Origin of the sequence: Propioniciclava soli, assembly GCF_038502305.1 — a bacterium.
Lineage (GTDB): Bacteria > Actinomycetota > Actinomycetes > Propionibacteriales > Propionibacteriaceae > Propioniciclava > Propioniciclava soli.
In genome coordinates this window covers 1,148,554-1,173,407 of the sequence record NZ_CP115965.1, presented here as the reverse complement: position 1 = coordinate 1,173,407, position 24,854 = coordinate 1,148,554, and the positions used below count along the sequence as shown (strand labels likewise).

Sequence of the window (24,854 nt, the reverse complement as noted above, 5' to 3'; positions counted from 1 at the left end):
GCCCCCTCGGCGCTCCGTCCAGCGTATCGGAGCGGCTACCCGACCGCCGGGGACGCGTGCGGCACGTCGCCGACCGTCGCCCCGGTGCCGATCTATCCTGCCGGCATGCGCATCGCACTCGCCCTCGGCTCCGGCGGCGCCCGGGGGTACGTCCACATCGGCGTCCTGGCAGAGCTCAAGGAGCGCGGACACGCCGTCGCGGCCATCGCCGGGACGTCCATGGGCGCGGTCGTCGGCGGCCTCGAGGCGGTGGGCCGGCTCGACGACTACCGCGCCTGGGTCGAGACCCTGACCGCCCGCGACGTGTGGCTGCTGCTCGACCCGGCGTTCTCCGGCCCGGGCGTGTTCTGGGGCCGCCGTGTGATGGACCGGGTGGCCGACCTGCTCGACGACGCGCTGATCGAGGACCTGCCCATTCCGTTCACGGCCGTGGCCACCGACCTGACCGCCTCCCGCGAGGTGTGGTTCCAGCGCGGCTCGCTCGCCCTGGCCATGCGGGCGTCCATCGGCATCCCCAGCGTGTTCACGCCCGTGATGATGCAGGGCCGGCTGCTGGCCGACGGCGGCATCCTCAACCCCGTGCCCGTGGATCCCCTGCTCGGCACCCCCGCCGACCTGACCGTGGCCGTGTCCCTCTCCGGAGCCCGCGACACCCGCACCAGCCAGCAGCCGGTCAGCGAGTCGGCGAACTCCGAGGGGGTGTTCGGCGAGCTGGCCGGACGCCTGCGGCGCGGCGTCCTGGAGTCCGACCAGGTGCGCGGCGTCCTGGACTGGTGGCAGGGTCGCTTCGCCGGGAGCCACCAGCCGGAGGGGGCGGGCCCCCCGGAGGTCGCACAGGCGTCGGACGCCGCGCCGTCGGACTTCGACGCGCTGCCGAAGGGGCTGCGCACCACCGACGTGGTGAGCCGGTCGTTGGAGACCAGCCAGGCGATGATCACGCGGTTCCGGATGGCGGCCAGCCCGCCCGACGTCCTCGTCGAGTTCGGCATGGACATCGCGAGCCCCTTCGACTTCCATCGGGCCGGGGAGCTCATCGCCCTGGGACGCGAGCGCGCGGCCCGCGCGTTCGACGAGGCAGGCCTGTGACGGGCGTACCCGGGGCCGTTCACGCTAGTTTGGAGCCCATGTCGGTTCCGGGGCGCGTCAGCATCATCCTGCGCACCAAGAACCGACCGCGCTTGCTGGCACGCGCCCTCGACGACGTGCTGGCCCAGACGTTCACCGACTGGCACCTGGTGATCGTCAACGACGTCGGCGATCCTGCGCCGGTGGACGCACTGGTGGCCGAGCGTGACGCGCGGTTCAGCGGGCGCGTCAGCGTGGTGCACCGCACGGCGTCCGCGGGCATGGAGGACGCCACGAACACCGGCCTGGCACAGACCGAGGGCGCCTACGTGTGCGTCCACGACGACGACGACACGTGGGATCCGGAGTTTCTCGCCACGACGGTGGGGCACCTCGACGCACACCCGGGCCAGGCGGCCGTCGTCACGCGCACGATCATCGTGCTGGAGGAACTGGACGGCGACCGCGTCGTTGAGGTGGGCCGCCACCCCTTCTGGGCCGATCTCACCGACGTCACCCTGTCGGACCTCCTGCGCATCAACCGGTTAGTGCCGATCGGGTTGCTGTACCGTCGCGCCGTCCACGCCACCATCGGGACGTACCGGGAGGAGCTGGCCGTGGCCGGCGACTGGGACTTCCACCTCCGGCTGCTCAGCGCCTACGCGGTGGGCTTCGTGGACCGCCCCCTGGCCTTCTGGCACCAGCGACCCGGTGCCGCCGGGGCCGCGTCCAACAGCATCACGCAGGACGCCGACCATGCGCGGTTCGATCTGCTCGTGCGTGATCTCCACTTGCGCGACTACGTGGAACGCAACGGCGCGGGCGGATTGCTGTACCTGACCCGGCTGCTCACCGACGAGTTCGAGGCGCTGCACCGCCGGCTGGACATCCTGCAGGAGCGGGTGGACGCCGCCGAGGCAGCCAGCCGCGAGGTGGGCCTCATCGCGCTGGCCCGCCGCAAATACCACCTCGCCCGGCACCACTGGGCGACCCGGAAACAATCGCGAGGATGACCGTGACCGACCCCTCCCACTGGGTCCTGACGCTGGCGTGCCCTGACCGCCCCGGCATCGTCCACGCGGTGACCGGGGCCATCGCGTCCAGCCAGGGCAACATCACCGAGCTGCAGCAGTTCAGCTCGGTCGACACCGGCCGCTTCTTCATGCGGGTGCAGGTGCAGTCGGGCTTCGAGCGGGCCTCGTTCGAGGAGTCCGTGCGCCCGCTGGCTGCGTACCTGAATGCCGCGTGGCACCTGGACGAGGTCGGACGCCGGCGCCGCACCCTGGTGCTGGCGTCCAGGGCGGGGCACTGCCTGAACGACCTGCTGTTCCGGCAGCGCGCCGGGCAGATCCCCATCGAGATCACGGGCGTGATGGCCAACCACCCCGACCTGGGCGAGTTGGCGCGCTTCCACGGCGTGCCGTTCACGCACCGTGCGGTGACGGCCGAGACGAAGAAGGCCTTCGAGGCCGAGGTGCTGGACGCGGTGGCCTCCGACGGTGTGGAGCTCGTGGTGCTGGCCCGCTACATGCAGATCCTCTCCCCCGAGCTGTGCGCCGCCCTGGCCGGGCGGGCGATCAACATCCACCACTCGTTCCTGCCCGGGTTCAAGGGGGCCAACCCGTACCGGCAGGCCCACACGCGTGGGGTGAAGCTCATCGGGGCCACGGCCCACTTCGTCACCGAGAACCTCGACGAGGGGCCGATCATCGAGCAGAACGTGACCCGCGTCGACCACACCAAGTCCGTCGCCGAGCTGCAGTCCATCGGGCAGGACCAGGAGTCCCGCACCCTCGCCGCCGCGGTGGCGCTGTTCGCCGAACACCGGGTGTTTCTGGACGACAACCGCACGGTGATCTTCCACTGACGCGTCCCTCGAGGCGGCGACACGCTCACTTCGGGCTCAAACTCCGGCTTCGGAGCCGGAGTTTGAGCCCGAAGTGAGCGTGTCGGCGCGGGCCGGGTCAGCGCTCGGCGTCCGCCAGGTCGGGGCCCTCGGGGACCTCCTCGACCGGCTCGTCGGGCCCGGCGTCCTCGGCCGGCGCCCCGATCTCGGGGGCGCCCTCGTCCCAGTCCAGCAGCCGCCAGTCACCGGCGGCGTCCCGCTCGCAGAGCAGCACCGCCGTGTTGCCCATCCGACGCGCCACCGCCCATTCCACGTCGAGGTCCACCGCGCGCGCCAGCACCCAGGCCCGCAGGGCGGCGCCGTGACTCACCACGACCGGCAGGTCGTGCCCGGCCTCCTCGACCGCGGCGATGCCGGCATCGAACCGCTCCAGGAACGTCTCCGCGTCCTCACCACCGGGCAGGGACGCCTCCGGGTCCCCCTCGCCCCACGCCTTCAGGACGGCGATGTAGCGCGACGAGTCAGGGCTCATCTCGTCCTCGCCCGCCTGGATCTCGCGGAACCCGCCGATCGTCCGCGGCTCGAGCCCGCGGGCGGCCGCCAACGGGGCCACCGTCTGCTGCGTGCGCACCAGGTCCGAGGTGTAGACGGCATCGATCGGGTGGTGGGCCAAGCGCTCGACCAGCAGCTCGGCCTGGCTGCGTCCCACCGCGTCGAGGTCGGCACCGGGCACGGCGGTGTCGAGCAACCGGTGGACGTTCGAGGCGGTCTGGCCGTGACGGACGAGCAGGAGGCGCATGGTGCCCAGCCTAATCGGCGTCCCGCCCGGCCCGACCGCGCCTAGGGTGGGTGCTCAGTCCGACGACAAGGGGTGGAGCGATGTTCTTCGACGGTTGGGGCGACCTCCTGCGCGTCCTGGTGGCGGCCACCGTGGCCTACGTCACCCTCCTGCTGCTCCTGCGCATCTCGGGCAAACGGACGCTGGGCCAGCTCAACGCCTTCGACTTCGTCGTCACCGTCGCGCTCGGCTCCATGCTGTCCGCCATCATCCTGCCCAACGAGGTGTCTCTCGCCGGCGGCGCTCTGGGGCTCGGGTTGCTCATCCTGTTCCAGGCCCTGATCGCCACGCTCACCTCCCGCCGGCCCGGCGTCCGCTCCGCCGTGACGGCGTCGCCCGCCCTCCTGCTGGAGGACGGCCGGGTGCTGAAGGACGCCCTCCGGGCCCACCGCATGGCCGAGAGCGAGCTGCGGCAAGCGGTGCGCCAGAGTGGTCACGGTGACGTCCACCAGATCGCGGCGGTGGTGTTGGAGACCGACGGCACCCTGAGCGTCATCCCCCACAGCCAGCTGGGGGACGCCTCCGCCCTGGCCGACCTGTCCGGCCACGGCGCCCCGGACGCGAACACGGCCGCCGGCCCGGACGCCCCGGGCCAGGCCTGAGCGGCGCCCCGGCTCCGCCGGGAAGGCCGGGCGCCGGGCCGGGACGCGCACGCGCGGCGTCCGGCGGTGCTAGGTTCGAAGCTGAGCCACCCCCTGATCGAGAACGTCCGTCACCGTGGAGGAAATCATGACCACCGCACCCGTCAAGGTCGCCGTCACCGGCGCCGCCGGCCAGATCTGCTACAGCCTGTTGTTCCGCATCGCCAGCGGCGAACTGCTGGGCAAGGACACCCCCGTCGAGCTGCGCCTGCTCGAGATCACCCCCGCGTTGAAGGCGCTCGAGGGCGTCGTCATGGAGTTGGACGACTGCGCCTTCCCGCTGCTCGCCGGCGTCGAGATCGGCGACGACGCCACCCAGGTGTTCGACGGCGTGAACCTCGCCATGCTCGTCGGCGCCCGCCCGCGCACCGCGGGCATGGAGCGCGGCGACCTGCTGAGCGCCAACGGCGCCATCTTCACCGCGCAGGGCTCGGCGCTGAACGCCGTGGCCGCCGACGACATCAAGGTGCTCGTCACCGGCAACCCGGCCAACACCAACGCGCTCATCGCGATGAAGAACGCCCCCGACATCCCCGCCGAGCGGTTCAACGCCCTCACCCGCCTCGACCACAACCGGGCAATCAGCCAGCTCGCGGCCAAGCTCGGCGTGGCCGTGACCGACATCACCAAGATGACGATCTGGGGCAACCACTCCGCCACCCAGTACCCCGACCTGTTGCACGCCGAGGTCAGCGGCAAGAACGCGGCCGAGGCCGTCAACGACCAGGAGTGGCTGGAGAACGACTTCATCCCCACCGTCGCCAAGCGCGGCGCGGCCATCATCGCTGCGCGTGGGTCGAGCTCGGCGGCGTCCGCCGCGAACGCGACCATCGAGCACATGCGCGACTGGGTGCTCGGCACCCCGGACGGTGACTGGGTGTCGATGGCCGTGCCGTCCGACGGCAGCTACGGGGTGCCCGAGGGCATCATCTCGTCGTTCCCGTGCACGGTGAGCGACGGCGCGGACGAGATCGTCCAGGGTCTGGAGATCGACGACTTCTCGCGTGCCAAGATCGACGCCTCGGTCGCCGAGCTGGTCGAGGAGAAGAGCGCGGTGCAGGAGCTCGGCCTCATCTGACGCCCCCCGCCGTGACGGCGCCCGCCCCCCCGGGGTGGGCGCCGTCCCTGTTGTTCGCGGGGATATTCCCGGTCGATGATGCGTCCGGGGCACGACCCGACGGTTTCCCGGCAGTGAGTGCGCACTCATTCATCGGCTCACGCTCAGCGCCCGACCTCTGCCGTGATCGAGTGCTGGAAAACCGTCGCCGTCACCTTGTGCCCGCGGGCACCCACCCGGGACACTGGGCCCGTTCCACCCCTCATCGTCGAGAGGATCCCCCACCATGACTCCCACTCCCACCCTCGGCCTGCGTCGTCTCGCCGTCACGCTCGGATCGGTCGCGGCCCTTCTCGCCAGCAGCCTCGGCACCGCCGCTCCCCCCGCACACGCCGCACCCTCTGACCAGGCCCGGGCCGCTGCCTGCGCGCGCAGCCTGCCGGCCGGCACCTCACTCGTCGAGGTCCCCTTCGCGGGCGTCACGACGCGCGTGCGCGTGAACGTGCCCGATGCACCCTCGCGCAAAGCCCTCCCGCTCGTCCTCGACCTGCACGGCAGCAACGCCAACGGCACCGTCCAGGCGGGCATCAGCGGCTTGGGCGCGATCGCCGACCGGGAGCAGTTCATCGTGGCCCAGCCGACGGCGGCGATCCCCTTGCCCACCACCGACCCGTTGCCCGACGGCAACTGGGCGTGGAATGTGCCGGGCGTGCCGACGACGGCGGGCGCCTTCCCCCCGGCCGGTGCCCGGGACGACGTCGCCTACCTCAGCGCCGTGGTCGACCAGCTCGACGCCCGTGCTTGCGTGGACGAGCGCCGCATCTACGCCACCGGTTTTTCTGGCGGTGGCCGCATGGCGTCGGCCCTGGCCTGCGCGCGCCCGGATCTCATCGCCGCGATCGCTCCGGTGGCCGGGCTCCGGGCGGGGCGCCCGGACCCCACCGACACCACCACCGTCGATGCCGCCTCGTGCCCACCGGACGCCCCCGTGGCCGTCCTCACCTTCCACGGTGACGCGGACTTCGTGAACCCGTTCGCCGGCAGCGCCGACCTCCGGTGGGGATACTCGGTCAACCTCGCCCTGGCCACCTGGGCCGACCTGGACGACTGCCGCGCCCGCCCCTCCACCATGCAGGTGAGCGAGCACGTCACCCGCATCAGCTACGCCGGGTGCGCCCGGCGCGCCGCGGTGGTGGGCTACATCGTCGAGGGCGGCGGTCACACGTGGCCGGGCACGGCGGTGGACCTCAGCCCCCTGGGCGTCACCACGCAGGAGATCGATGCGTCCGAGCTGATGTGGGAGTTCTTCGCCGCCCACCAGCGTCGCGGCTGAGGCTGACTCAGGACTCGCCGAAGCCCGCGTCGGCCAGGGTCTGCAGCGCCGCGGCCGCGGCGTCGGCGTCCGGGCCGTCGACGGTGGCCTCCACCACGTCGCCCTGGCGGACGCCCAGGGCCAGGATGCCCATCGGGCTGTCGGCCTCGGTGGAGTCGCCACCGCGCGTCACGTTTTGCAGCGTCACCTGCGCGTCGAATGGCGCCAGGGCACTCGCGATCGCCGCCGCCGGCCGCGCGTGCAAGCCGTGCGGCAGGTCGATCCTGAGCTCGAGCACGCGCGCACCCGAGCTGGGCGCCTGACCCGCATCGACCTCCGCCGACCCCGCGCCCAGATGTTCGCCCTTGGCCTCGCACCCCCGCCGGGCCTCGGCGTCGCACGTGGCGAGGTCGCCGCCGATCGCGGCGGCCACGGTGGCCGCCACGAGGCCCTCCACCAGCGGCGCGGGCGAGATGCGGACGCGCGCGGCGGCGTCCGGATCGATGAACTCGCACGCCATCTCCGCCGACAGCACCGCGCTGCCCAGGTCCACCAGCACGAGGACGCCGTCCCCGGAGTCCGCCTCGCCCAGCGCCGCGGCGATGGCGGCGGCATCCGTCCCCAGACCGCCGTCCACGCCACCCGCCGCCAGCACGATCGGGCGGGAGCTGGGGGGCGCCACTTCCAGCGCGAGGGAGACCGCGGCCTCGGCCAACGATGCGCTGTGCGAGACGACGACGATGCCGATCACGGCGGCGTCAGCCGAGGTTCCGCGCGGCGGACTCGAGCAGCAGCGTGGCGCTCGTGGCCCCCGGATCCTGGTGACCCGCGCTGCGCTCCCCCAGGTAGGAGGCGCGCCCCTTGCGCGCCACCAGCGGCACGGTCGCGTCGCGGCCGGTCGCGGCGGCCGCGGCGGCGGCCTCCAACGCCGGCCGGACACCCTCCCCGACCGCCTCGTCGTAGGCACGCAACGCCGGGGCGAGGGCGTCCAGCATCGTCTTGTCGCCCTCTTCGGCGCGGCCGCGCGCCGCGACCCCCTCCACGCCCGCGCGCAGCGCCGCGCCGAGACCTGCGGCGTCCGCCGCCGCAGGCAGGGCGCCGGCGAACCGCAGGAAGAACGTGCCGTACAGCGGCCCCGAGGCGCCCCCGACGGTGCTCACCAACGTCATGCCGACCTTCTTGAGGTAGGCGGCGGTGTCCGCGAAGTCGTCGGCGTTCAGGGCGGCCACGGCGGTCAGACCCCGATCCATGTTCGAACCGTGGTCGGCGTCGCCGATCTGGCGGTCGAGGTCGGTCAGCAGCGCTGCGTTCTCGTGGATGGCGGCGGCGAAGTCAGCCAGCCACGCCTGGGTCTGGGCAAGGTCAACGGTCGTCACAGACCCCACCGTAGGGCAGGGGTGTCCACCGGGGCATCCCAGAGCCGCAGCATGTCGTCGTCCGCGCCGAGCACCGTCAGCGAGCAGCCCGCCATGTCGAGGCTCGTGATGTAGTTGCCGACGAGGTTGCGGGCGATCTCCACCCCGGCCTCGCGCAGCAGCGTCGCCACCTCGCCGTACATCAGGTACAGCTCCAGCAGCGGCGTCGCGCCCATGCCGTTGAGCATCACGATGGCGGGTGCGCCGGTGAAATCGCGGTCGGCGAGCACCGGCTCCACCAGCATGGCCGCGACCTCGCGGGCGCTCGCCATCGGCCGCCGCTCGCGCCCGGGTTCGCCGTGGATGCCGATGCCGATCTCCAGCTCGTCCTCCCCCAGGTCGAACGTCGGACGCCCCACGTGCGGGACGGTGCACGACGTCAGCGCCACGCCCATCGAGCGCCCCGACGCGTTCACCCGCCGGGCCAGCGACGCCAGGCCCGCCAGGTCGAGACCCTCCTCCGCGGCCGCGCCGACGATCTTCTCCATCAGCACGGTGAGGCCGACGCCGCGGCGCCCGGCCGTGTAGAGCGAGTCGGTCACGGCGACGTCGTCGTCGATCACCACCGCCTCCACCTGGACGCCCTCGGCAGCGGCCAGTTCGGCGGCCATCTCGAAGTTCATGACGTCGCCGGTGTAGTTCTTGACGAGGTGCAGGACGCCGGCGCCGGCGTCCACCGCCGTCGTGGCGGCCATCACCTGGTCGGGCACCGGCGAGGTGAACACCTGACCGCAGCAGGCCGCGTCCAGCATGCCGCGCCCGACGAACCCGCCGTGCAGTGGTTCGTGGCCCGAGCCACCGCCCGAGACGATGCCGACCTTGCCGGCCCGGGGCGCGTCGGCGCGCAGGATCACTTGGTGGTCGTGGTCGATGCGGAGCCGGTCGGCATGCGCGGCCTCGATACCACGCAGGGCGTCGGCAACGACATCGCTGGCGTCGTTGATCAGCTTTTTCACGAGGCCCATCCAACCACTCCGCCGGCCCCCGCGGGAGGGGCCGGCCGGGATTCGCGCGGTGCCCGCCGGCCGCGGGGCCGCGTCCTAAGCTGCCCCCATGGCCTACCCCGGACGCCCCGCCACCGACGCCACCGACGCCGTGCGCGCGGCCCGCGACGTCCTGCTCGACCACCCGCACGACCATGACGCCGTGTGTGCCGATTTTCGGTGGCCCGAGCTGGACGCCTTCAACTTCGCCCTGGAGTGGTTCGACGTCGTCGCCGGCGAGCACCCCGACCGGCCGGCCCTCACCATCGTCGAGGACGACCTGACCGCGATCACGCACACCTACGGCGAATTGGCCGCCCGCTCCGACCAGGTGGCGGCCTGGCTCACCGACCTCGGCCTGCGCCGCGGCGACGCGATGATCGTCATGCTGAACAACACCGTGGAGTTGTGGGAGGTGCTGCTGGGCCTGCTGAAGGTCGGCGGCGTCGCCATCCCGACCTCCACGCTGCTCAGCGACGCCGACCTCGCCTGGCGGGTCGATACCGCGCACGCCCTCTTCGCGATCGCCCCCGCCGCCCTCACCGAGCGGTTCGGTCTCGTGCGCCCCAGCACCCGGTTGATCGGCGTCGGCGACGACCTGCCCGCGACCTGGGTCGACTATGCGGGCAGCCACGAGGCGGCGGTCACGTACACCCCGGACGGCCCGACGCCGGGGTCCGACACCTCGCTGCTGTACTTCACCTCGGGCACCACCGCCCATCCGAAGCTCGTGCGGCACACCCAGGTGAGCTACCCCGTCGGCCACCTCTCGACGCTGTACTGGCTGGGCCTGCGCCCCGGGGACGTGCACCTGAACATCAGCTCGCCCGGCTGGGGCAAGCACGCCTGGAGCAACTTCTTCGCGCCGTTCCTCGCCCAGGCGACGGTGTTCATCGTCAACTACGCGCGCTTCCACGCCGAGACCCTGCTCGCGGTGATGGACGCCCACCGCGTCTCCACCTTCTGCGCGCCGCCCACGGTGTGGCGCATGCTGATCCAGGCCGACCTGAGCCGGCTCAGCCACCCGCCGCGCGAGCTGGTCGGGGCCGGCGAGGCCCTCAATGCCGAGGTCATCAACGCCGTGCGTGCGGCCTGGAACAACACCATCCGCGACGGCTACGGCCAGACGGAGATGACCTGCGCCGTGGGCAACTCCCCCGGCCAGCCCCTGCGGCCGGGGGCGATGGGGCGCCCCATGCCCGGCTACGCGGTGGAGTTGGTCGACCCGGCAACCGGTGAACCGGTGACGGGGCCGGGCGAGGGGGAGATCTGCCTCGACCTGGCGGTGCACCACCTCGGCCTCATGGGCGGCTACTTCGAGGCCGATGACCTGACCGCCGAGGCCACCCGGGGCGGGTACTACCACACCGGCGACATCGCCAGCCGGGACGCCGACGGGCACCTCACCTACGTCGGACGCGCCGACGACGTCTTCAAGGCGTCCGACTACAAGATCAGCCCGTTCGAGCTCGAGAGCGCCCTGATGATCCACCCCGCCGTGGTGGAGTGTGCCGTCGTGCCGAGCCCCGACCCGGTGCGCGGCGCCGTGCCGAAGGCGTACGTGTGCCCGGGCGCCGGCCGCGAGCCCGGCCCAGACCTCGCCCGCGACCTGTTCGCCCACTGCCGCACCCACCTCAACGGCTACCAGCTCGTACGCATTGTTGAATTCGTGGACGCGCTGCCCAAGACCGTCAGCAGCAAGATCCGCCGCGTCGAGCTGCGGGCTGCCGAGGCCGAGCGGGTGGCGTCCGGCTCGCGAGAAAACCAGTTCTTCGACCGCGACTTCCGCTGACCCGCCCCGCCGTCGCCTACGGCGCAGGCGGGACGATGAGGGACAGCAGCAGGATGCCGCCCCCCAGCACCGCGAGGCAGACGGCGTCGACGGCCCGTCCGCGGACGCCCAGCAGTCCGATCCAGCGCTCCGGGAGCACGGTGCGCAACACCAGGGCGACGACAAAGGTGGCGCCGATGAGGAACGAACCGCGCTTCCAGTGCCCCAGCGCCACCCAGCCCACCCCGGCACCGACCCCGAGCAACGTCACCGCGAGCGGCCACTGGCCCCAGATCAGCGCATACCACGGCCGCGGCGCCCGTGGCCCGGTGGGCCGGGTGGAGCGGGCGGCGGTGGGCTCATCTGCGGTGTCGGACGGGTGGGGCGGTCGGAAGTGGTGGGTGGGGAAATCCTTCGCCTCGTCCGGGAGGCGGTGGGTCACGGCCCCGCCAGCGCCTCGGCGCGGTCGACGACGTTGCTGAGCAGCATCGCGCGCGTCATGGGCCCCACCCCGCCGGGGTTGGGTGTGACCAGGGACGCCTTCTCCCACACATCGGGGGCGAGGTCGCCCGTCGTGACGCCGGCCACGCGGCTGACGCCCACGTCGACGCACACCGCGCCCCCGCGGATCATGGCCGCGGTCACCATGTGGGGCACGCCGGCGGCGGCGACGACGACGTCGGCGCGCGCGAGGTGGGCGGCCAAGTCGCGGGTGCCGGTGTGGCAGAGCGTGACGGTGGCGTTCTCGCTGCGCCGGGTCAGGATCAGCCCGAGCGGACGCCCCACGGTGATCCCGCGTCCCACCACCACGACCTCGGCGCCGTTGAGCTCCACGCCGTGGCGCACCAGCAGCTCCACGATGCCGCGCGGGGTGCAGGGCAGCGTGGCGGGTTCGTTGAGCACGAGGCGTCCGAGGTTCACCGGGTGGAGGCCGTCGGCGTCCTTGTCCGGATCCACCATCTCGAGAATGGCGTTCTCGGGCAGGTGGCGCGGCAGCGGCAGCTGGACGATGTAGCCGGTGCAGGCCGGATCCGCGTTGAGTTGCTCGATCGTCTCCCGCACCCGCTGGGCGCTGGCGTCCGCCGGCAGCTCGACCTGCAGGGACGCGATGCCCACCTGCTCGCAGTCGCGGTGCTTCATGCGGACGTAGTTGTGGCTGGCCACGTCGTCGCCGACCAGCACGGTGCCCAGGCCGGGCACCACCCCCCGCTCGGCCAGCACCGTGACGCGCGCGGCCAGTTCGGTCTTGAGGGCGGCGGCGGTGGCCTTGCCGTCGAGGGGGCGGGCGGTCATGGGTGGGTCCTCTTTCGGGCTGCGGTGGATGGGTGGGGGCCGTCGGCTCAGTGGAAGAAGTGCCGCGTGCCGGTGAAGTACAGCGCCACACCGGCAGCCCGGCAGGCCTCGATCGTCTCGTCGTCGCGGACGGACCCGCCCGGCTCGACGATCGCCCGCACCCCGGCGTCGATGAGGATCTGCGGCCCATCGGCGAAGGGGAAGAACGCGTCGGACGCCGCGACGGCCCCGGCCGCCCGCTCCCCCGCGCGCTCCACGGCCAGCTTGCAGGAGTCGACGCGATTGACCTGCCCCATGCCGACGCCGACGGACGCGCCGTCGGCGGCCAGCAGGATGGCGTTGGACTTCACGGCCCGGCACGCCCGCCACGCGAAGGCCAGGTCGGCCAGCGTGGCGTCATCGACCGCCCCGCCCGTCTTCAGCTCCCAGTGCGCGGGGTCGTCGCCGGGGGCGTCCAGCCGATCGGGCGCCTGCAGCAGCGCGCCACCCGAGATCGGGTGCAGGCTGCGCTCCCGGTGGGTGTAGGGCGGCGCGACCAGCAGCCGGACGTTCTTCTTGCGCGCCAGCACCTCGACGGCGCCGTCGTCGTAGCCGGGGGCGATGACGACCTCGGTGAAGATGTCGGCCACGGTGGTGGCCATCTCGACGCTGACCGGGCGGTTGGTGGCGATGACGCCGCCGAACGCGCTCAGCGGGTCACAGGCGTGCGCCTTCGCGTGCGCCTCGGCCACCGTGGCGCCGACCGCGATGCCGCACGGGTTGGCGTGCTTGATGATGGCGACGCAGGGCTCGTCGAAGTCGTGGGCGGCCCGGTAGGCGGCGTCGCCGTCGGTGTAGTTGTTGTAGCTCATCTCCTTGCCGTGCAGCTGCTCGGCCTGGGCGATCCCGAACGGCCCGGCCGGGTAGGAGTAGAGCGCGGCCGGCTGGTGGCTGTTCTCCCCGTAGCGCAACGTGGCCTCCTTGACCCACGTGCCGCCGATCCAGTCGGGGAAGGCGCCGTCCTCCGCGGCCACCAGGTGGCTGCCCATCCACGACGCCACCGCGACGTCGTACGCGGCGGTGTGCCGGAAGGCCGCGGCCGCGAGGGCCGCGCGCTCGGCCAGGGTGAAGCCGCCCTCGGCCAGCGCGCGGGTGACGTCGGCGTACTGGGCCGGATCGGTGATGATCGCGACGCTCGGGTGGTTCTTCGCCGCCGCGCGCACCATCGAGGGGCCGCCGATGTCGATCTGCTCGACGCACTCATCGACGCTCGCACCCGACGCGACCGTCTCGGAGAACGGGTACAGGTTGCTCACGACGAGGTCGAACGGGGCGATGCCGAGCTCGTCGAGCTGGTCGCGGTGGCTCGGCAGGCGACGATCGGCCAGGATGCCGGCGTGGACGCGCGGGTGCAGCGTCTTGACCCGGCCGTCGAGGCACTCGGGGAAGCCGGTCAGCTCGGCCACCTCCGTCACGGGGATGCCCGCCTCGCAGAGCAGACGGTAGGACCCGCCCGTCGAGACGATCTCGACACCGGCGTCCGCCAGCGCGCGGCCGAGCTCGGCGAGGCCGGCCTTGTCGTAGACGGAGACGAGGGCACGGCGGAGAGGGAGCCGATCGGTCATGGGTGTCCTTCCTGGGCACGGGCGAGGGCGGTGACGGTCGTGACGAGCAGGGCGCGCTCGGCGGTCTTGATCCGTTCGTGGAGGGTGGCCTCGGTGTCGTCATCGGCGACCCGGACGGCCACCTGGTCGATGATCCGGCCGGTGTCGACGCCGGCGTCCACCTCGAAGATCGTGCACCCGGTCACCTTGACGCCGTGGGCGAGTGCATCGCGGACGCCGTGCGCACCGGGGAAGCTCGGCAGCAACGCGGGGTGGGTGTTGAGGAAGCGGCCGCCGAAGCGGCCCAGGAAGTCGGCGCCGACGAGCTTCATGAAGCCGGCGCTGATCACCAGGTCGGGCTCGTGGACGGCGCACGCGGCGGTCAGTGCGGCGTCCCAGGCGCGCCGGTCGGGGTGATCGCGCAGGGCGACGGTGAAGGTCGGCAGGCCGGCGCGTTCGGCGCGGGCGAGTGCTTCGATGCCGCCGCGGTCGGCGCCGACGGCCACGACCTCCCAGGGGGCATCGGCGGGCGGGGTCGCGTCCAGCAGGGCCTGCAGCAGGGTCCCGGACCCCGACACGAGGACCACGAGGCGCAGGGACATGGGGTCAGCCTATCGGCCGCGTCACGACGCGGCGGACGCGCCCACCCCGACGGGCTCGGACTCCTCCTGGGGTGGCGTGGGTGCCCCGGAGCACCGGCGGTGTGCGCGCAGGGCGACGATGCCGCCGACCACGAGGGCGCCGGCGGTGATGGGGCCGGCGGCCCACCAGAGCAGGTCGGGGAACACCGGGCCCATGCCCACGAGCCGCGCGGTGCCGAGGTCGCCGCGGGTGAGCCACGAGAACCCGACCCAGACGGCGGCGGTCGCCAGACCCGCCAGCGCGGCCCAGCCGATCGTGACCGCCGCGAGCGGCATGTGGACCCGAGGAAATGGCGCCATGGCGCCATTTCCTCGGGTCCACATGCCGCCCCCCGGGGTGGCTGCGTGGGTGTCGGGATCAGTGACGGGGCGGCGGAGCATCCACCAGGCGGCCGCCGCCCCGGCGAGCGGACCCACCGCCAGGAAACCCCACGACCACAGCGACGGCACCACCGGCAGCGCGCCGAACACCGGCACCGCGGGGAGCGCGCCGACCTGGGTGGTGCCGGGCGTCACGAGCGTCCCCGGGCCGAAGGTGACCCCGGCGCCGAGCACGTAGGAGCCGGCCCAGCCGACGATGTTCGGGCCGTAGGAGAGGTGGAGCAACACGAGCAGGGCGGAGCCCACGGCGTCCGGCCCCAGGGCCTCGACCGCGGCCGACACCTGCTCGTGGTGGGCGACCAGCCCGACGGCCAACGCGAGGAGCGCGCCGGCCGCCAGCACGGTCACACCGACGCCGATCGCCCCTGGCAGCCGTCGGGCACGGCCGGGCAGGAAGGAGCCCGGGTCGAGCTCGGCCCCGCGCAGGCCGCCGAGCGCCGCGCCGGTGGCCGCCAGGGCGAACGACGGCGCGAGCACCGCCCCCGCCTGCTCGGGCGTGGCGACGAGGGAGGCGATCAGGCCGCAGGCCGCCGCGTAGGCGACCCCGCAGGCGGCGACCAGACCGGCCCACGCCAGCCAGCGGGACCGCGGCGTCGCGACGCCGTCCGGGTCGATCTGCCCGGCGACGTGGTGCGCCACGACGGCACACACGGCCCCGAGGGTGAAGGTCACCGTCAGGGGGGCGAGGTGCCACGTGAGAGGGTGCACCTCGGCGGCGACCCCGTGGACGCTCAACCACACCTGCCCGACGGTCTGGACGACGGCGGACGGCGCCGTGCGCAGGGCGGTGAGCCACCCGACGATCACCAGCACCGCCACCGTGGCCAGGCCCATCACCGCCACCGCGGCCGACCACACGAGTGCGGCGGCGAGCCACGGCACGTGTGGCATCCCCAGCGGCGCCGTCTCGGACGCCTCGGGCTCGCCCGGCGAGGAGACGGTCAGCGGCAAGCGCGCGGGGCGCGTGGAGTGGGAGGTCGGCATGGTGGTTCCATCGTCGTGCACACGCCCGGATGAACCCCGCCGGACACGCGTGCGTTGGTAAAGTCCCCCCGCAGGAGCCGAGGCGGGAGGACCATGACGGATCACGACGAGGAACGGCCGCGCAGGGCGTTCCCCTCCGACGACGCCACGCACTGGGAGCACCAGCCCGCCGAGGGCAGCAGCCCCGGCACCCCCGCCACCGCCGACGAGCCGGGCGGCACGCCGATCCCGCCGCCCGCCGTGCTGCCCGGGGCCGGCGAGACCGCCGGCGCCCGCCGCTCCTCCGCCGAGGACCTGCCGGGCGACACCGACGAGGCGTCGCTGCCCCGCCCCCGACGCTCGGCCCTCAGCCCCAGCGACTGGGACGAGGACGAGGACGACGACCCGGTCGAGCCGGAGGAACCCGACGGGCGCGTCCCGGCCGGGGGGGCGTCCGGCGCGACGGTCGCGGACACCCCGACCCGACCCCTCCTGCCGCGACAGGGCCGCCGCACGGCCCCGTGGCTGATCGGCGGCACCGTCGCGGTCGTGGGCGCGATCGTGGCCGGCTCGCTGCTGCTGGGCGAGGCGGGCCTCGTCCCGACACCGACCCCCACGCCGACCGTCGATCCGGTCGACCTCCGGCTCCTGCACGCAGACGACCTGGCCGGGCTGCGGGCCGACACGACCTGGAACGTCGCGAGCACGGACACCCAGCTGTCGGCGGGCACCCCCCAGCCGACCTGCCTGGCCGCCCCCGCCAGCACCGAGCCGGAGGCGTCGGAGACCTTCGTGCGCACCTTCGCCCCCACCTCCGCGGACGCCCCCGGTGGCCTGCTGCAGCAGGTCGACGGCTACCCGTCCGAGGCCGAGGCGAGCGCCGCGTTCGCCGAGCGCGTCACCGAGCTGGGCGCGTGCGCACGGAACACCGCGCTCCTCATCAGCGGCTGGTCGGTGACCGGCCTGGCCGACGCGTCCACGGCCGCGACCTTCGTCTTCCAGGACACCGAGGACGAGTACCACACCTTCGTCCTGGCCCAGACGGGTGCGCTCGTCAACATCGTGGACGCCACGCAGCCCGACGAGGCACCCGACGTGCTCGCCGTCGCGTCCGTGCTCGGCAACGCGCTCGCCCGGCAGTGCACCCAGGGCGGCGAGTGCCCGACCGAGGTGGCCGTCGCGGACGCCGCCCCGCCGCCCACCGAACCGTTCGGCTGGCTGGCCGGGGTCGACCTGCCCCGCCTCACCCCCGGGGCCGGCTCGTGGCGGGGCACCGAGATGCCCGCCCTGCGCATCGTCGGCACACGCTGCGAGAACGTCGACCTGACGGCGGTGCCCAACGCGACCGAGGCCCAGCAGCGCACGTACCTGCTGGCCGACGACCCCGGCATCCCGGCCGGATTCGGCGTCGACGAGGTGATCTACCGGTTCGCGTCCGCCGAGGAGGCGTCCGCGTTCTCGGTCGGCGTGGCGTCCGCCATCGACGGCTGCCCGGACCGGGCGGCCACCGCCCAGGTGACCCGCGTCACCGACCTCACCGGGGCCGGCACCGGGGCCGCGTGGACCGTCACGCAGCAGACCGACGAGACGACGACCGCGACCTTCCGCGTCAGCGTCCAGGCAGTGGGCGACCGCGTCGTCTACCTCATGGCCAACCCCACCGACGGGGTCGACTTCTCCGACGCCGGCTGGGGCCAGGTCTCCGTCCGCGCCGCCCAGCGGGTGACGCAGCTGCCCGAGCCCGAGCCGACGCCCGACCCCACCGCGACGGCCGAGGGCACGGCGTCTCCGGAGAGCACGGCGTCGCCAGAGAGCACGGTGTCGCCGGGGAGCACGGTGTCGCCGGGGAGCACGGTGTCGCCGGGGAGCGCGGGGACGAGCGAGGGCGCCGCCGCCCCGTCGGATCCGACGGCTGCGACGACGCCCTAGCGGGGTCGAGCGGGGTCAGCGGTTCTCGTACGCCTCCCGCGCGAGCGCTGCGGTCTCGCTCGGGGTCTTGCCGACGCGGACGCCGGCCGCCTCGAGGGCTTCCTTCTTGGCCTGCGCCGTGCCGGACGAGCCGGAGACGATCGCGCCGGCGTGGCCCATCGTCTTGCCCTCGGGGGCCGTGAAGCCCGCAACGTAGCCGATGACCGGCTTGGTCACGTGCTCGCGGATGTAGTCGGCGGCCCGCTCCTCGGCGTCGCCGCCGATCTCGCCGATCATGACGATGACGTCGGTGTCCGGGTCGTCCTGGAACGCCTGGAGGCAGTCGATGTGCGTGGTGCCGATGATCGGATCGCCGCCGATGCCGACGCACGTGGTGAAGCCGATGTCACCCAGCTCGAACATCATCTGGTAGGTCAGCGTGCCCGACTTCGAGACCAGCCCGATGCGCCCGGGCCCTGCGATGTTCGGCGGGATGATGCCGACGTTGGACTGCCCCGGGGAGATGATGCCCGGGCAGTTGGGGCCGATGACGCGGACGCCGGCCTCTTGGGCGGCCGCGCGGAACTCGGCGGTGTCGGCCACGGGGATGCCCTCGGTGATGACCACCACGAGGTCGAGGCCGGCGGACACGGCGTCCAGCACCGCGGCCTTGGCGAACTTCGGCGGCACGAAGACGACCGACACCGTGGCGCCGGTGGCCTCCTTCGCCTCGGTGACGGAGTCGAAGACGGGGATCGGGTCTTCTTCGAAGGAGACCGACTGCCCGCCCTTGCCGGGGGTCACGCCGGCGACGATGCGCGTGCCGAAGCCGAGCATGCGGGCGGTGTGCTTGCGTCCCTCGGTGCCGGTCATGCCCTGCACCAGCACCTTGCTGGACCTGTCGAGCCAGATCGCCATGGTCAGTTCCTCCCGGAGGTAGAGCTGGAGCTGAGGGCCTCGCTGGCCCGTTCGGCCGCCGTGCGGGCGGCCTCGTCCATCGTTTCGACGACGGTCACGAGCGGGTGGTCGTACTCGGTGAGGATCTCGCGTCCGACCTCGACCGCGTTGCCGTCCAGACGCACGACGATCGGCTTGGACGCCTTGTCGCCCAGCTGCTCGAGCGCACCCCGGATGCCCTTGGCCACCTCGGAGCACGCCGTGATGCCACCGAACACGTTCACGAAGACCGCCTCGACCTTCGGGTCGGACAAGATGATGTCCAGCCCATCGGCCATGACCTGGGCGGAGGCGCCGCCGCCGATGTCGAGGAAGTTGGCGGGCGTGGGCGTCCCCGGCAGATCCTCGCCGGCGTAGGCCACGACGTCGAGGGTGCTCATCACGAGCCCCGCACCGTTGCCGATGATGCCGACCTCGCCGTCGAGCTTGACGTAGTTGAGGTGCTTCTCGGCCGCGCGCAGCTCGAGGGGGTCGATGGCCGCCTCGTCGACGAGTTCGGCCCGATCCGGGTGGCGGAAGTCGGCGTTGTCGTCGAGGGTCACCTTGCCGTCGAGGGCGATGATGCGGCCGTCGCCGGTCTTCACCAGCGGGTTGACCTCGACCAGGGTGGCGTCCGCCTCGCGGTAGACGTCGCCCAGCGTGACGAGCACGTTCACGAACTGGTCGCGCAGCTCGACCGGGAAGTCGGCTTCCTCGGCGATGCGGCGCGCCACGGACTCGTCCAGGCCCGTGCGCGGGTCCACGGCGACGCGAATGAGCGCCTCGGGGCGCTCCTCGGCCAGCGTCTCGATCTCGACGCCGCCCTCGAGGCTGAACATCGCCAGGTAGGTGCGGTTCGCGCGGTCGAGCAGCAGGGAGAAGTAGTACTCGTCGGCGATGTCGGCCCCCTCGGCGATCATCACCGTGTTGACCGTGTGGCCCTTGATGTCCATGCCCAGGATGGCCCGGGCGTGCTGCTCGGCCTCCTCGGGGCTGCGGGCGAGCTTCACGCCGCCCGCCTTGCCGCGGCCGCCCACCTTCACCTGCGCCTTGACGACCACCACGTTCGTCCCGAGCTCCTCGGCGGCCCGGCGGGCCTCCTCCGGCGTCGTGGCCACGATGCCCCGCAGTACGGGTACGTCGTGGCGCTCGAACAGGTCGCGCGCCTGGTACTCGAAAAGATCCATGATCTCCGTCCTCGTCACGCCGGACGCCGCGCCGGCGCGGGCGTCCTCACGCCGCCGAGCCTAGTGGGCCGACCCGCGCGCTGCGAAACCCGCGCCCAGGCGCCCGACCCCGGGGGGTGCCGCGGCAACCGCGCGGCAACCTTGCCGTGAATTCTGAGAAACCTTAACGAGTCGCTAAGTTTGTCTCAGCGCGGTGGCCCCCCAGGCCACGAACGCCTCTGAAAACTCTCAGCTTTGGAAGGACCGACGGTGCCTGTTCCCCCTCCCGGCTCCCCCCCGCCGCGTCAGATCGACGACGTGGACGCACCCGCGAGCGTGGCCGGTGACCGTCGCTCGGCCACGGTCAGCCGGGTTGTCCGGATCGGCATCGCCGTGGCGGCGGCGTCCGCCGTGGGCGCGTTGGCCCTGGTGAGCCCCGGGTTGGACGCCCAGGCGTCCAACGCCGCCCCGACGGCGACCACGCCGTCGCCGGCCGCGGCCGTGGCGGGCAGCACCGACGCCTTCACCGGGCGCGAGACCTCCACGTCGCGCGACCAGATCCGCGAGGAGCTCGCGGCCGGGGACGTCGCGGCCGCGGCGTCCGACCGCGCGGCGGTGCTGGACGAGGTGGGCGAGCAGGTCGCCGACGCGCAGACGTCCGCCGCGGCGGCCGCCCGCTCGGAGGCCCTGGCCTCGACCGTGACGGCGATCGACTCCGAGGCCCAGCGCATCGCGGAGGCGGACACGTTCTTCTGGCCCACCGAGGGCGGCATCAGCTCCCCGTGGGGCATGCGGCTGCACCCGATCCTGCACTACACCCGGTTGCACGGCGGGGCGGACATCGGCGGCGCCGTGGGCGCCCCGATCTACGCAGTGCTCGACGGTGTGGTGACGAAGGCCGCGTCGGGTCACAACAGCGGGTCGGGCAACAACGTGCGCATCGACCACGGCACGGTGGACGGTGAGGCCCTGGAGACCGCCTACCTGCACATGGACAGCTTCGTGGTGGCCGAGGGGCAGAGCGTCAAGCGCGGTCAGCTGATCGGCTACGTCGGCAACACCGGCCTCTCGACGGCCCCCCACCTGCACTTCTCGGTGTACGTCAACGGCGTCAACTCCGACCCGGCCCCCTACCTGGCCCGCGGCCAGGCCTGACCGCCCCCGGCCCGCCGAGGGCCGGCCCCGGCCCGCCGAGGGCCGGCGACACGCACACTTGGGTCTCAAACTCCACGATTGGTCGCGGAGTTTGAGACCCAAAGCGGCGTTTGGGCATCCGCCCCGGCGATGCCCGCCCTGTGGACAACGCCGCCCCCGCTCCACAGGCGGCACTGGACGATGACGGATTCCGCCCTCCTTGGCCAAATGTGGGGGCGTGCAGCACATCATCGATCTGGCCCAGCGCCAGGGCTACGTGACCGCCGCCCAGGTGTCCGATCTGGGACGCGCCAGCCACACGCTCGGACGCCTCGTGGCGGACGGCCGTCTCGTCCGGGCCTCCCGCGGCATTTATCTGCCGCCCGCAAGCCGGTTCCGGCCCCAGACCCATGCGCTGCTCGTGCGCGCGACGCTGGACGATGACCCGTTCGCCGTCGCGAGCCACCACTCCGCGTTGGCCCTGCACGGGATCGCCCTGTTCGACGTCGACTGGGGCCAGGTGCACCTGTTGGACGCCCGCACGAGCAGCCGCATCCGCGACCACCGGCACTGGCACGTGTTGCGCGCGGCCGACCAGGTGGTCGAGGTCGACGGCTACCGAGTCGCCGGCGTGCCGTTGGCGCTGGCCCAAGTCGCAGCTCAATTCGGCATTACGGCCGGACTGGTCGCGATCGACGACGCGCTGCACCGGGGCTGCTGCACCCGTGATGATGTGGCCTCCGTGCTCGCGTCCGGACGCCTGCGCCGCGGTGTGGTTGCCGCGCGGCGGGCCGTTGAGCTGGCCGATGAGCGCACTGAGTCACCAGGGGAATCGCGTCTGCGCTGGATTCTGTCCAACAGCCCGTGGCACTTCGAGATCCAGGCCAACGTCGGCGGACCCGGTGCGGGTTACCGCGTCGACCACCTCGTGGAGGGACGGCTCGTCGTGGAATTCGACGGTGCGGTGAAGTACGACGGGCCTGCAGGGCGCTCCGCCCTGCTGGCCGAGAAGGCGCGGGAGGACTGGATCCGCGAGCGAGGCTTCGGCTTCCTTCGCGTCGTGTGGTCCGAGCTCGATCATCCGGCCCAGGTGCAGCGGCGCATCAGCCGCACCCTCCTCCAGACGCCGCTGCGACTGCCCTAGGGTCGCCCTTTCGGCCGGCCGAGTGGGGCCGGCGCCGGTCAGCGCGGCGCGGTCCGAGCGTGGACGTCCGGCGGTGGCGTCCTGGTGTTTTTCGCGCCGGCTGCGCGGTGCCTGCCGCACTCAAACTCCACTTCTGGTCTCAAACTCCGCCACCGGAACCGGAGTTTGAGACCGGAGTGAGCGTGTCGCCGCCACCCCGGGGCCGGGCTCAGAGCTTCTCCATCGGGGCGTGCTTGACGGAAAGCTTCTTGAGACCAGCGGAGCCGAAGTCCACGACCACCTTGAGGGTGTCTCCTGCACCAGCCGTCTCCGTCACCGTGCCCATCCCGAAGGTGGTGTGCAGCACGCGGTCCCCCACCGAGAGCGCCGCGGGCGCCTTGGGCTTGGGGGCCGCCTGGCCGTAGCCGACCGTCGAGCGCCACGACTCCTCCCGGCGCCGGGACGCCCCCGACGCCCACGTGCCGGCCGCGGCACCCACGCGGAGCCAGTCGATCAGCCGGTCGGGAATCTCGTCGATGAACCGGCTCGGCGGGTTGTACTGCGGCTGGCCCCACATCACCCGCACCGCCGCCCGTGACAGGTAGAGCCGCTCCCGCGCCCGGGTGATGCCGACGTAGGCGAGTCGCCGCTCCTCCTCGAGCTCCTTCGGGTCGGTCAGCGCCCGCAGGTGCGGGAAGATCCCGTCCTCGAAGCCCGTCAGGAACACCACCGGAAACTCCAGGCCCTTCGCCGTGTGCAGCGTCATCAGCGTCACGACCCCGCCGCCACCGTCGGCGTCCGGGATCTGGTCGGAATCGGCCACCAGCGCGATCCGCTCCAGGAACGCCGGCAACGAGTCGTCCGGCTCCGGCGAACCGGCGGCCAGCTCGGTGCCGTCGGCCTCGTCCTCACCCTCCTCGGCGCCCCCCCCCGTCACGTCGGCGTCGTCCGACCCCGCCCCCGACACCCCGTCCAGCAGCCCCGACGACCCCGGCGTCACGTCGATGGTGTGCGCCGCGGCGACGAACTCCCCGGCCACGCTCACCAGCTCGATCAGGTTCTCCAATCGGGTGGCGTCCTGCGGATCACTGGACGCCTCCAGCTCGGCGAGATACCCCGAATCGCCCAGGATGCTCGCCAGGATCCGATCGGCGCTGATGCCCTCGGCCACCATCGCGCGGTGCTTGGCCATCATCTCCGCGAAGCCGCGCAGCTGCTTGGCCGAGCGCGGCGCCAGGCCCACGACCTCGTCCACCTTGTCGAGCGCCCGGCCGAACGAGATCTGCTCCCCGGTCGCGAACGCCTCCACCATCGCCTCGGCGCGATCGCCGATGCCCCGCTTCGGCACGTTCAGGATGCGCCGCACGCTCACGTCGTCGTCAATGTTGGCGATCGCCCGCAGGTACGCGATCGCGTCGCGCACCTCGCGCCGCTCGTAGAACCGGACGCCGCCCACCACCTTGTACGGCAGCCCGACGCGGATGAACACCTCCTCGAAGGCCCGCGACTGCGCGTTGGTGCGGTAGAACACGGCCACGTCGGAGGGCTGGACGCCGGCGTCGGTCAGCCGGTCGACCTCGTTCGCGATGAACTGGGCCTCCTCGTGCTCGGTGTCCGCCACGTACCCCGTGATGAGTTCACCATCACCCGCGTCCGACCACAGGTTCTTCGCGGGGCGGTGCGGATTCTTCGTGATGACGGCGTTCGCCGCGGTCAAGATCGTCTGCGTCGAGCGGTAGTTCTGCTCCAGCAGGATCGTCCGTGCCCCCGGGAAGTCAGCCTCGAAGTCCAAGATGTTGTGGATCGTCGCGCCGCGGAACGCGTAGATCGACTGGTCGGAGTCGCCCACCACCAGCAACTCCGGCGCCTCGACGGCACCCTCCAGGCCCGCCACGTCGCCGCACAGCTCGCGCACCAGCGCGTACTGCGCGTGGTTGGTGTCCTGGTATTCATCGACCAGCACGTGCCGGAAGCGCCGCCGGTACGTCTCCCGCAGATCGGGGAACGCCTGCAACAGGTGCACCGTCGTCATGATCAGGTCGTCGAAATCCAACGCGTTTGCCGCAATCAGCCGACGCTGGTACTCGGAGTACGCCTCGGCGTACACCTCCTCGGCCTGGGTCTGGGCCGCCGAGGAGGCCGACTCGTGGTCGACCAGCTCGTTCTTCCAGTTCGACACCGCGTTCATCACCACGCGCACGGGGTACCGCTTCGGGTCCAACCCCAGCTCCTTGGTCACCAGGGTCATGAGCCGCTTCGAGTCGGTGTCGTCGTAGATCGAGAACGTCCGGCTCATGCCGAACCGGTCGATGTCGGAGCGCAGGATGCGCACGCACGCCGAGTGGAACGTGGACACCCACATCAACCGCGCCCGGTTGCCCACCAGCTCCTCCACGCGATGGCGCATCTCCGCGGCGGCCTTGTTGGTGAACGTGATCGCGAGCACCGAGCCGGGGTGGACGCCCCGCTGCCCGATCAGCCACGCGATACGCCGCGTCAGCACGCGCGTCTTGCCCGACCCGGCGCCTGCCACCACCAGCACCGGCGAGCCGGCATGCACCACGGCCTCGCGCTGCGGCGGGTTCAGCCCGGCCAACAGTTCTTCGGGGTCCGGACGCCGGCGCCTGCGCGGGGCGTCCCCGGACCCCTCGTCCCGCGGGGACCCGCCCGGGCGTCCGACCGACGGTTCCGGGGGCGCGGCAAAGGTGAACAGGTCAGGAAACGGGTTCGTCATGGCCCTGCCAGCCTACTGGTCACCCCCGACAGGCCACCGGCGCGGCAGCGCCCGCCAGCACCCC

At 72.7% G+C, this 24,854-nt stretch carries 22 protein-coding genes; 10 read left to right on the top strand and 12 right to left on the bottom strand.

What is annotated here, in order from left to right; translation table 11 throughout:
• Window positions 1-105 precede the first annotated feature (105 nt).
• Genes PCC79_RS05370 through purU form a run of 3 tightly spaced genes read left to right on the top strand, consistent with a single transcriptional unit; the run spans window position 106 to window position 2,932 of the window.
• Entirely contained in the window at window positions 106-1,086 is a 981-nt protein-coding gene (locus tag PCC79_RS05370; RefSeq protein ID WP_342373226.1) for a patatin-like phospholipase family protein, read from the top strand.
• Between the two features lie 38 nt (window positions 1,087-1,124).
• Window positions 1,125-2,078: a glycosyltransferase family 2 protein gene (locus PCC79_RS05365; protein WP_342373225.1), complete on the top strand. Its 954-nt coding sequence runs from the start codon at window positions 1,125-1,127 to the stop codon at window positions 2,076-2,078.
• A 2-nt stretch (window positions 2,079-2,080) separates the two neighbouring features.
• Window positions 2,081-2,932 carry a formyltetrahydrofolate deformylase gene (gene purU / locus PCC79_RS05360; RefSeq protein ID WP_425325665.1) on the top strand — a complete coding sequence of 284 codons (852 nt, stop codon included), beginning with the start codon at window positions 2,081-2,083 and terminating at the stop codon, window positions 2,930-2,932.
• Between the two features lie 97 nt (window positions 2,933-3,029).
• Here purU and PCC79_RS05355 read toward each other — a convergent pair whose 3' ends face one another.
• A complete protein-coding gene (locus tag PCC79_RS05355; protein WP_232548867.1) occupies window positions 3,030-3,710 on the bottom strand; it encodes a histidine phosphatase family protein in 681 nt (226 codons plus the stop codon).
• Window positions 3,711-3,790: 80 nt separating this feature from the next.
• Between PCC79_RS05355 and PCC79_RS05350 the strand changes: the two genes are divergently transcribed.
• The 3 genes from PCC79_RS05350 to PCC79_RS05340 all read left to right on the top strand — a co-directional run bounded on the left by PCC79_RS05350 (window position 3,791) and on the right by PCC79_RS05340 (window position 6,780).
• The gene (locus PCC79_RS05350) at window positions 3,791-4,351 is read left to right on the top strand and encodes a DUF421 domain-containing protein (protein WP_342373223.1); all 561 of its coding nucleotides are present in this window, start codon (window positions 3,791-3,793) and stop codon (window positions 4,349-4,351) included.
• 127 nt (window positions 4,352-4,478) lie between these two features.
• Window positions 4,479-5,468 (top strand): malate dehydrogenase, encoded by a 990-nt coding sequence (locus PCC79_RS05345; protein WP_342373222.1) that lies wholly within the window; start codon window positions 4,479-4,481, stop codon window positions 5,466-5,468.
• A 265-nt stretch (window positions 5,469-5,733) separates the two neighbouring features.
• Window positions 5,734-6,780 carry a PHB depolymerase family esterase gene (locus tag PCC79_RS05340; protein ID WP_342373221.1) on the top strand — a complete coding sequence of 349 codons (1,047 nt, stop codon included), beginning with the start codon at window positions 5,734-5,736 and terminating at the stop codon, window positions 6,778-6,780.
• Between the two features lie 7 nt (window positions 6,781-6,787).
• On the opposite strand, the gene dhaM is transcribed toward PCC79_RS05340, so the two are convergent.
• Genes dhaM through dhaK form a run of 3 tightly spaced genes read right to left on the bottom strand, consistent with a single transcriptional unit; the run spans window position 6,788 to window position 9,130 of the window.
• On the bottom strand, window positions 6,788-7,510 hold the full coding sequence (dhaM, locus tag PCC79_RS05335; protein ID WP_232548871.1) for a dihydroxyacetone kinase phosphoryl donor subunit DhaM: 723 nt from the start codon (window positions 7,508-7,510) through the stop codon (window positions 6,788-6,790).
• A 7-nt stretch (window positions 7,511-7,517) separates the two neighbouring features.
• The gene (dhaL, locus tag PCC79_RS05330) at window positions 7,518-8,135 is read right to left on the bottom strand and encodes a dihydroxyacetone kinase subunit DhaL (protein WP_232548872.1); all 618 of its coding nucleotides are present in this window, start codon (window positions 8,133-8,135) and stop codon (window positions 7,518-7,520) included.
• Entirely contained in the window at window positions 8,132-9,130 is a 999-nt protein-coding gene (gene dhaK, locus PCC79_RS05325) for a dihydroxyacetone kinase subunit DhaK (RefSeq protein WP_232548873.1), read from the bottom strand. Before dhaK ends, dhaL begins: the two co-directional genes overlap by 4 nt.
• Before the next feature lie 97 nt (window positions 9,131-9,227).
• Between dhaK and PCC79_RS05320 the strand changes: the two genes are divergently transcribed.
• Entirely contained in the window at window positions 9,228-10,949 is a 1,722-nt protein-coding gene (locus PCC79_RS05320) for an AMP-binding protein (protein WP_342373220.1), read from the top strand.
• Window positions 10,950-10,965: 16 nt separating this feature from the next.
• On the opposite strand, the gene PCC79_RS05315 is transcribed toward PCC79_RS05320, so the two are convergent.
• From PCC79_RS05315 to PCC79_RS05295, 5 genes are read right to left on the bottom strand one after another with little or no spacing between them, the layout of a single operon-like run.
• A complete protein-coding gene (locus PCC79_RS05315; RefSeq protein ID WP_232548875.1) occupies window positions 10,966-11,370 on the bottom strand; it encodes a DUF3017 domain-containing protein in 405 nt (134 codons plus the stop codon).
• Window positions 11,367-12,221 carry a bifunctional methylenetetrahydrofolate dehydrogenase/methenyltetrahydrofolate cyclohydrolase gene (locus PCC79_RS05310; protein WP_342373219.1) on the bottom strand — a complete coding sequence of 285 codons (855 nt, stop codon included), beginning with the start codon at window positions 12,219-12,221 and terminating at the stop codon, window positions 11,367-11,369. Before PCC79_RS05310 ends, PCC79_RS05315 begins: the two co-directional genes overlap by 4 nt.
• 47 nt (window positions 12,222-12,268) lie before the next feature.
• Window positions 12,269-13,825: a bifunctional phosphoribosylaminoimidazolecarboxamide formyltransferase/IMP cyclohydrolase gene (purH, locus tag PCC79_RS05305; protein WP_342373218.1), complete on the bottom strand. Its 1,557-nt coding sequence runs from the start codon at window positions 13,823-13,825 to the stop codon at window positions 12,269-12,271.
• On the bottom strand, window positions 13,822-14,406 hold the full coding sequence (gene purN / locus PCC79_RS05300; RefSeq protein WP_232548878.1) for a phosphoribosylglycinamide formyltransferase: 585 nt from the start codon (window positions 14,404-14,406) through the stop codon (window positions 13,822-13,824). Before purN ends, purH begins: the two co-directional genes overlap by 4 nt.
• A gap of 21 nt (window positions 14,407-14,427) precedes the next feature.
• Window positions 14,428-15,810, bottom strand: coding sequence for a DUF6350 family protein (locus tag PCC79_RS05295; RefSeq protein WP_342373217.1), 1,383 nt, complete (start codon window positions 15,808-15,810; stop codon window positions 14,428-14,430).
• A 93-nt stretch (window positions 15,811-15,903) separates the two neighbouring features.
• Here PCC79_RS05295 and PCC79_RS05290 point away from each other — a divergent pair, with 93 nt between their 5' ends.
• Complete coding sequence (locus tag PCC79_RS05290; RefSeq protein ID WP_342373216.1) at window positions 15,904-17,718, top strand: hypothetical protein; 1,815 nt, start codon at window positions 15,904-15,906, stop codon at window positions 17,716-17,718.
• Window positions 17,719-17,733: 15 nt separating this feature from the next.
• On the opposite strand, the gene sucD is transcribed toward PCC79_RS05290, so the two are convergent.
• Both sucD and sucC read right to left on the bottom strand, forming a co-directional pair.
• Window positions 17,734-18,615 (bottom strand): succinate--CoA ligase subunit alpha, encoded by an 882-nt coding sequence (gene sucD, locus PCC79_RS05285; RefSeq protein ID WP_342373215.1) that lies wholly within the window; start codon window positions 18,613-18,615, stop codon window positions 17,734-17,736.
• Between the two features lie 2 nt (window positions 18,616-18,617).
• Window positions 18,618-19,820: an ADP-forming succinate--CoA ligase subunit beta gene (sucC, locus tag PCC79_RS05280; RefSeq protein ID WP_342373214.1), complete on the bottom strand. Its 1,203-nt coding sequence runs from the start codon at window positions 19,818-19,820 to the stop codon at window positions 18,618-18,620.
• Between the two features lie 249 nt (window positions 19,821-20,069).
• On the opposite strand from sucC, the gene PCC79_RS05275 reads away from it, so the two are divergent.
• Together PCC79_RS05275 and PCC79_RS05270 are read left to right on the top strand one after the other, a co-directional pair.
• Window positions 20,070-20,954, top strand: a complete 885-nt coding sequence (locus PCC79_RS05275; RefSeq protein WP_342373213.1) for a M23 family metallopeptidase — start codon at window positions 20,070-20,072, stop codon at window positions 20,952-20,954.
• Window positions 20,955-21,171: 217 nt separating this feature from the next.
• Window positions 21,172-22,077: a type IV toxin-antitoxin system AbiEi family antitoxin domain-containing protein gene (locus PCC79_RS05270; protein ID WP_342373212.1), complete on the top strand. Its 906-nt coding sequence runs from the start codon at window positions 21,172-21,174 to the stop codon at window positions 22,075-22,077.
• 208 nt (window positions 22,078-22,285) lie between these two features.
• Here the strand turns inward: PCC79_RS05270 and PCC79_RS05265 are convergent, their stop codons facing one another.
• Window positions 22,286-24,790 carry a UvrD-helicase domain-containing protein gene (locus PCC79_RS05265; RefSeq protein ID WP_342373211.1) on the bottom strand — a complete coding sequence of 835 codons (2,505 nt, stop codon included), beginning with the start codon at window positions 24,788-24,790 and terminating at the stop codon, window positions 22,286-22,288.
• Window positions 24,791-24,854: the final 64 nt, after the last annotated feature.

Bases quoted from the DNA above. Each gene is read 5' to 3' on its own strand.
- PCC79_RS05370 (WP_342373226.1), top strand. From the start codon at position 106: ATGCGCATCGCACTCGCCCTCGGCTCCGGCGGCGCCCGGGGGTACGTC.
- PCC79_RS05365 (WP_342373225.1), top strand. From the start codon at position 1,125: ATGTCGGTTCCGGGGCGCGTCAGCATCATCCTGCGCACCAAGAACCGA.
- PCC79_RS05355 (WP_232548867.1), bottom strand. From the start codon at position 3,710: ATGCGCCTCCTGCTCGTCCGTCACGGCCAGACCGCCTCGAACGTCCAC.
- PCC79_RS05350 (WP_342373223.1), top strand. From the start codon at position 3,791: ATGTTCTTCGACGGTTGGGGCGACCTCCTGCGCGTCCTGGTGGCGGCC.
- PCC79_RS05345 (WP_342373222.1), top strand. From the start codon at position 4,479: ATGACCACCGCACCCGTCAAGGTCGCCGTCACCGGCGCCGCCGGCCAG.
- PCC79_RS05340 (WP_342373221.1), top strand. From the start codon at position 5,734: ATGACTCCCACTCCCACCCTCGGCCTGCGTCGTCTCGCCGTCACGCTC.
- PCC79_RS05320 (WP_342373220.1), top strand. From the start codon at position 9,228: ATGGCCTACCCCGGACGCCCCGCCACCGACGCCACCGACGCCGTGCGC.
- PCC79_RS05310 (WP_342373219.1), bottom strand. From the start codon at position 12,221: ATGACCGCCCGCCCCCTCGACGGCAAGGCCACCGCCGCCGCCCTCAAG.
- purH (WP_342373218.1), bottom strand. From the start codon at position 13,825: ATGACCGATCGGCTCCCTCTCCGCCGTGCCCTCGTCTCCGTCTACGAC.
- purN (WP_232548878.1), bottom strand. From the start codon at position 14,406: ATGTCCCTGCGCCTCGTGGTCCTCGTGTCGGGGTCCGGGACCCTGCTG.
- PCC79_RS05295 (WP_342373217.1), bottom strand. From the start codon at position 15,810: ATGCCGACCTCCCACTCCACGCGCCCCGCGCGCTTGCCGCTGACCGTC.
- PCC79_RS05290 (WP_342373216.1), top strand. From the start codon at position 15,904: ATGACGGATCACGACGAGGAACGGCCGCGCAGGGCGTTCCCCTCCGAC.
- sucD (WP_342373215.1), bottom strand. From the start codon at position 18,615: ATGGCGATCTGGCTCGACAGGTCCAGCAAGGTGCTGGTGCAGGGCATG.
- sucC (WP_342373214.1), bottom strand. From the start codon at position 19,820: ATGGATCTTTTCGAGTACCAGGCGCGCGACCTGTTCGAGCGCCACGAC.
- PCC79_RS05265 (WP_342373211.1), bottom strand. From the start codon at position 24,790: ATGACGAACCCGTTTCCTGACCTGTTCACCTTTGCCGCGCCCCCGGAA.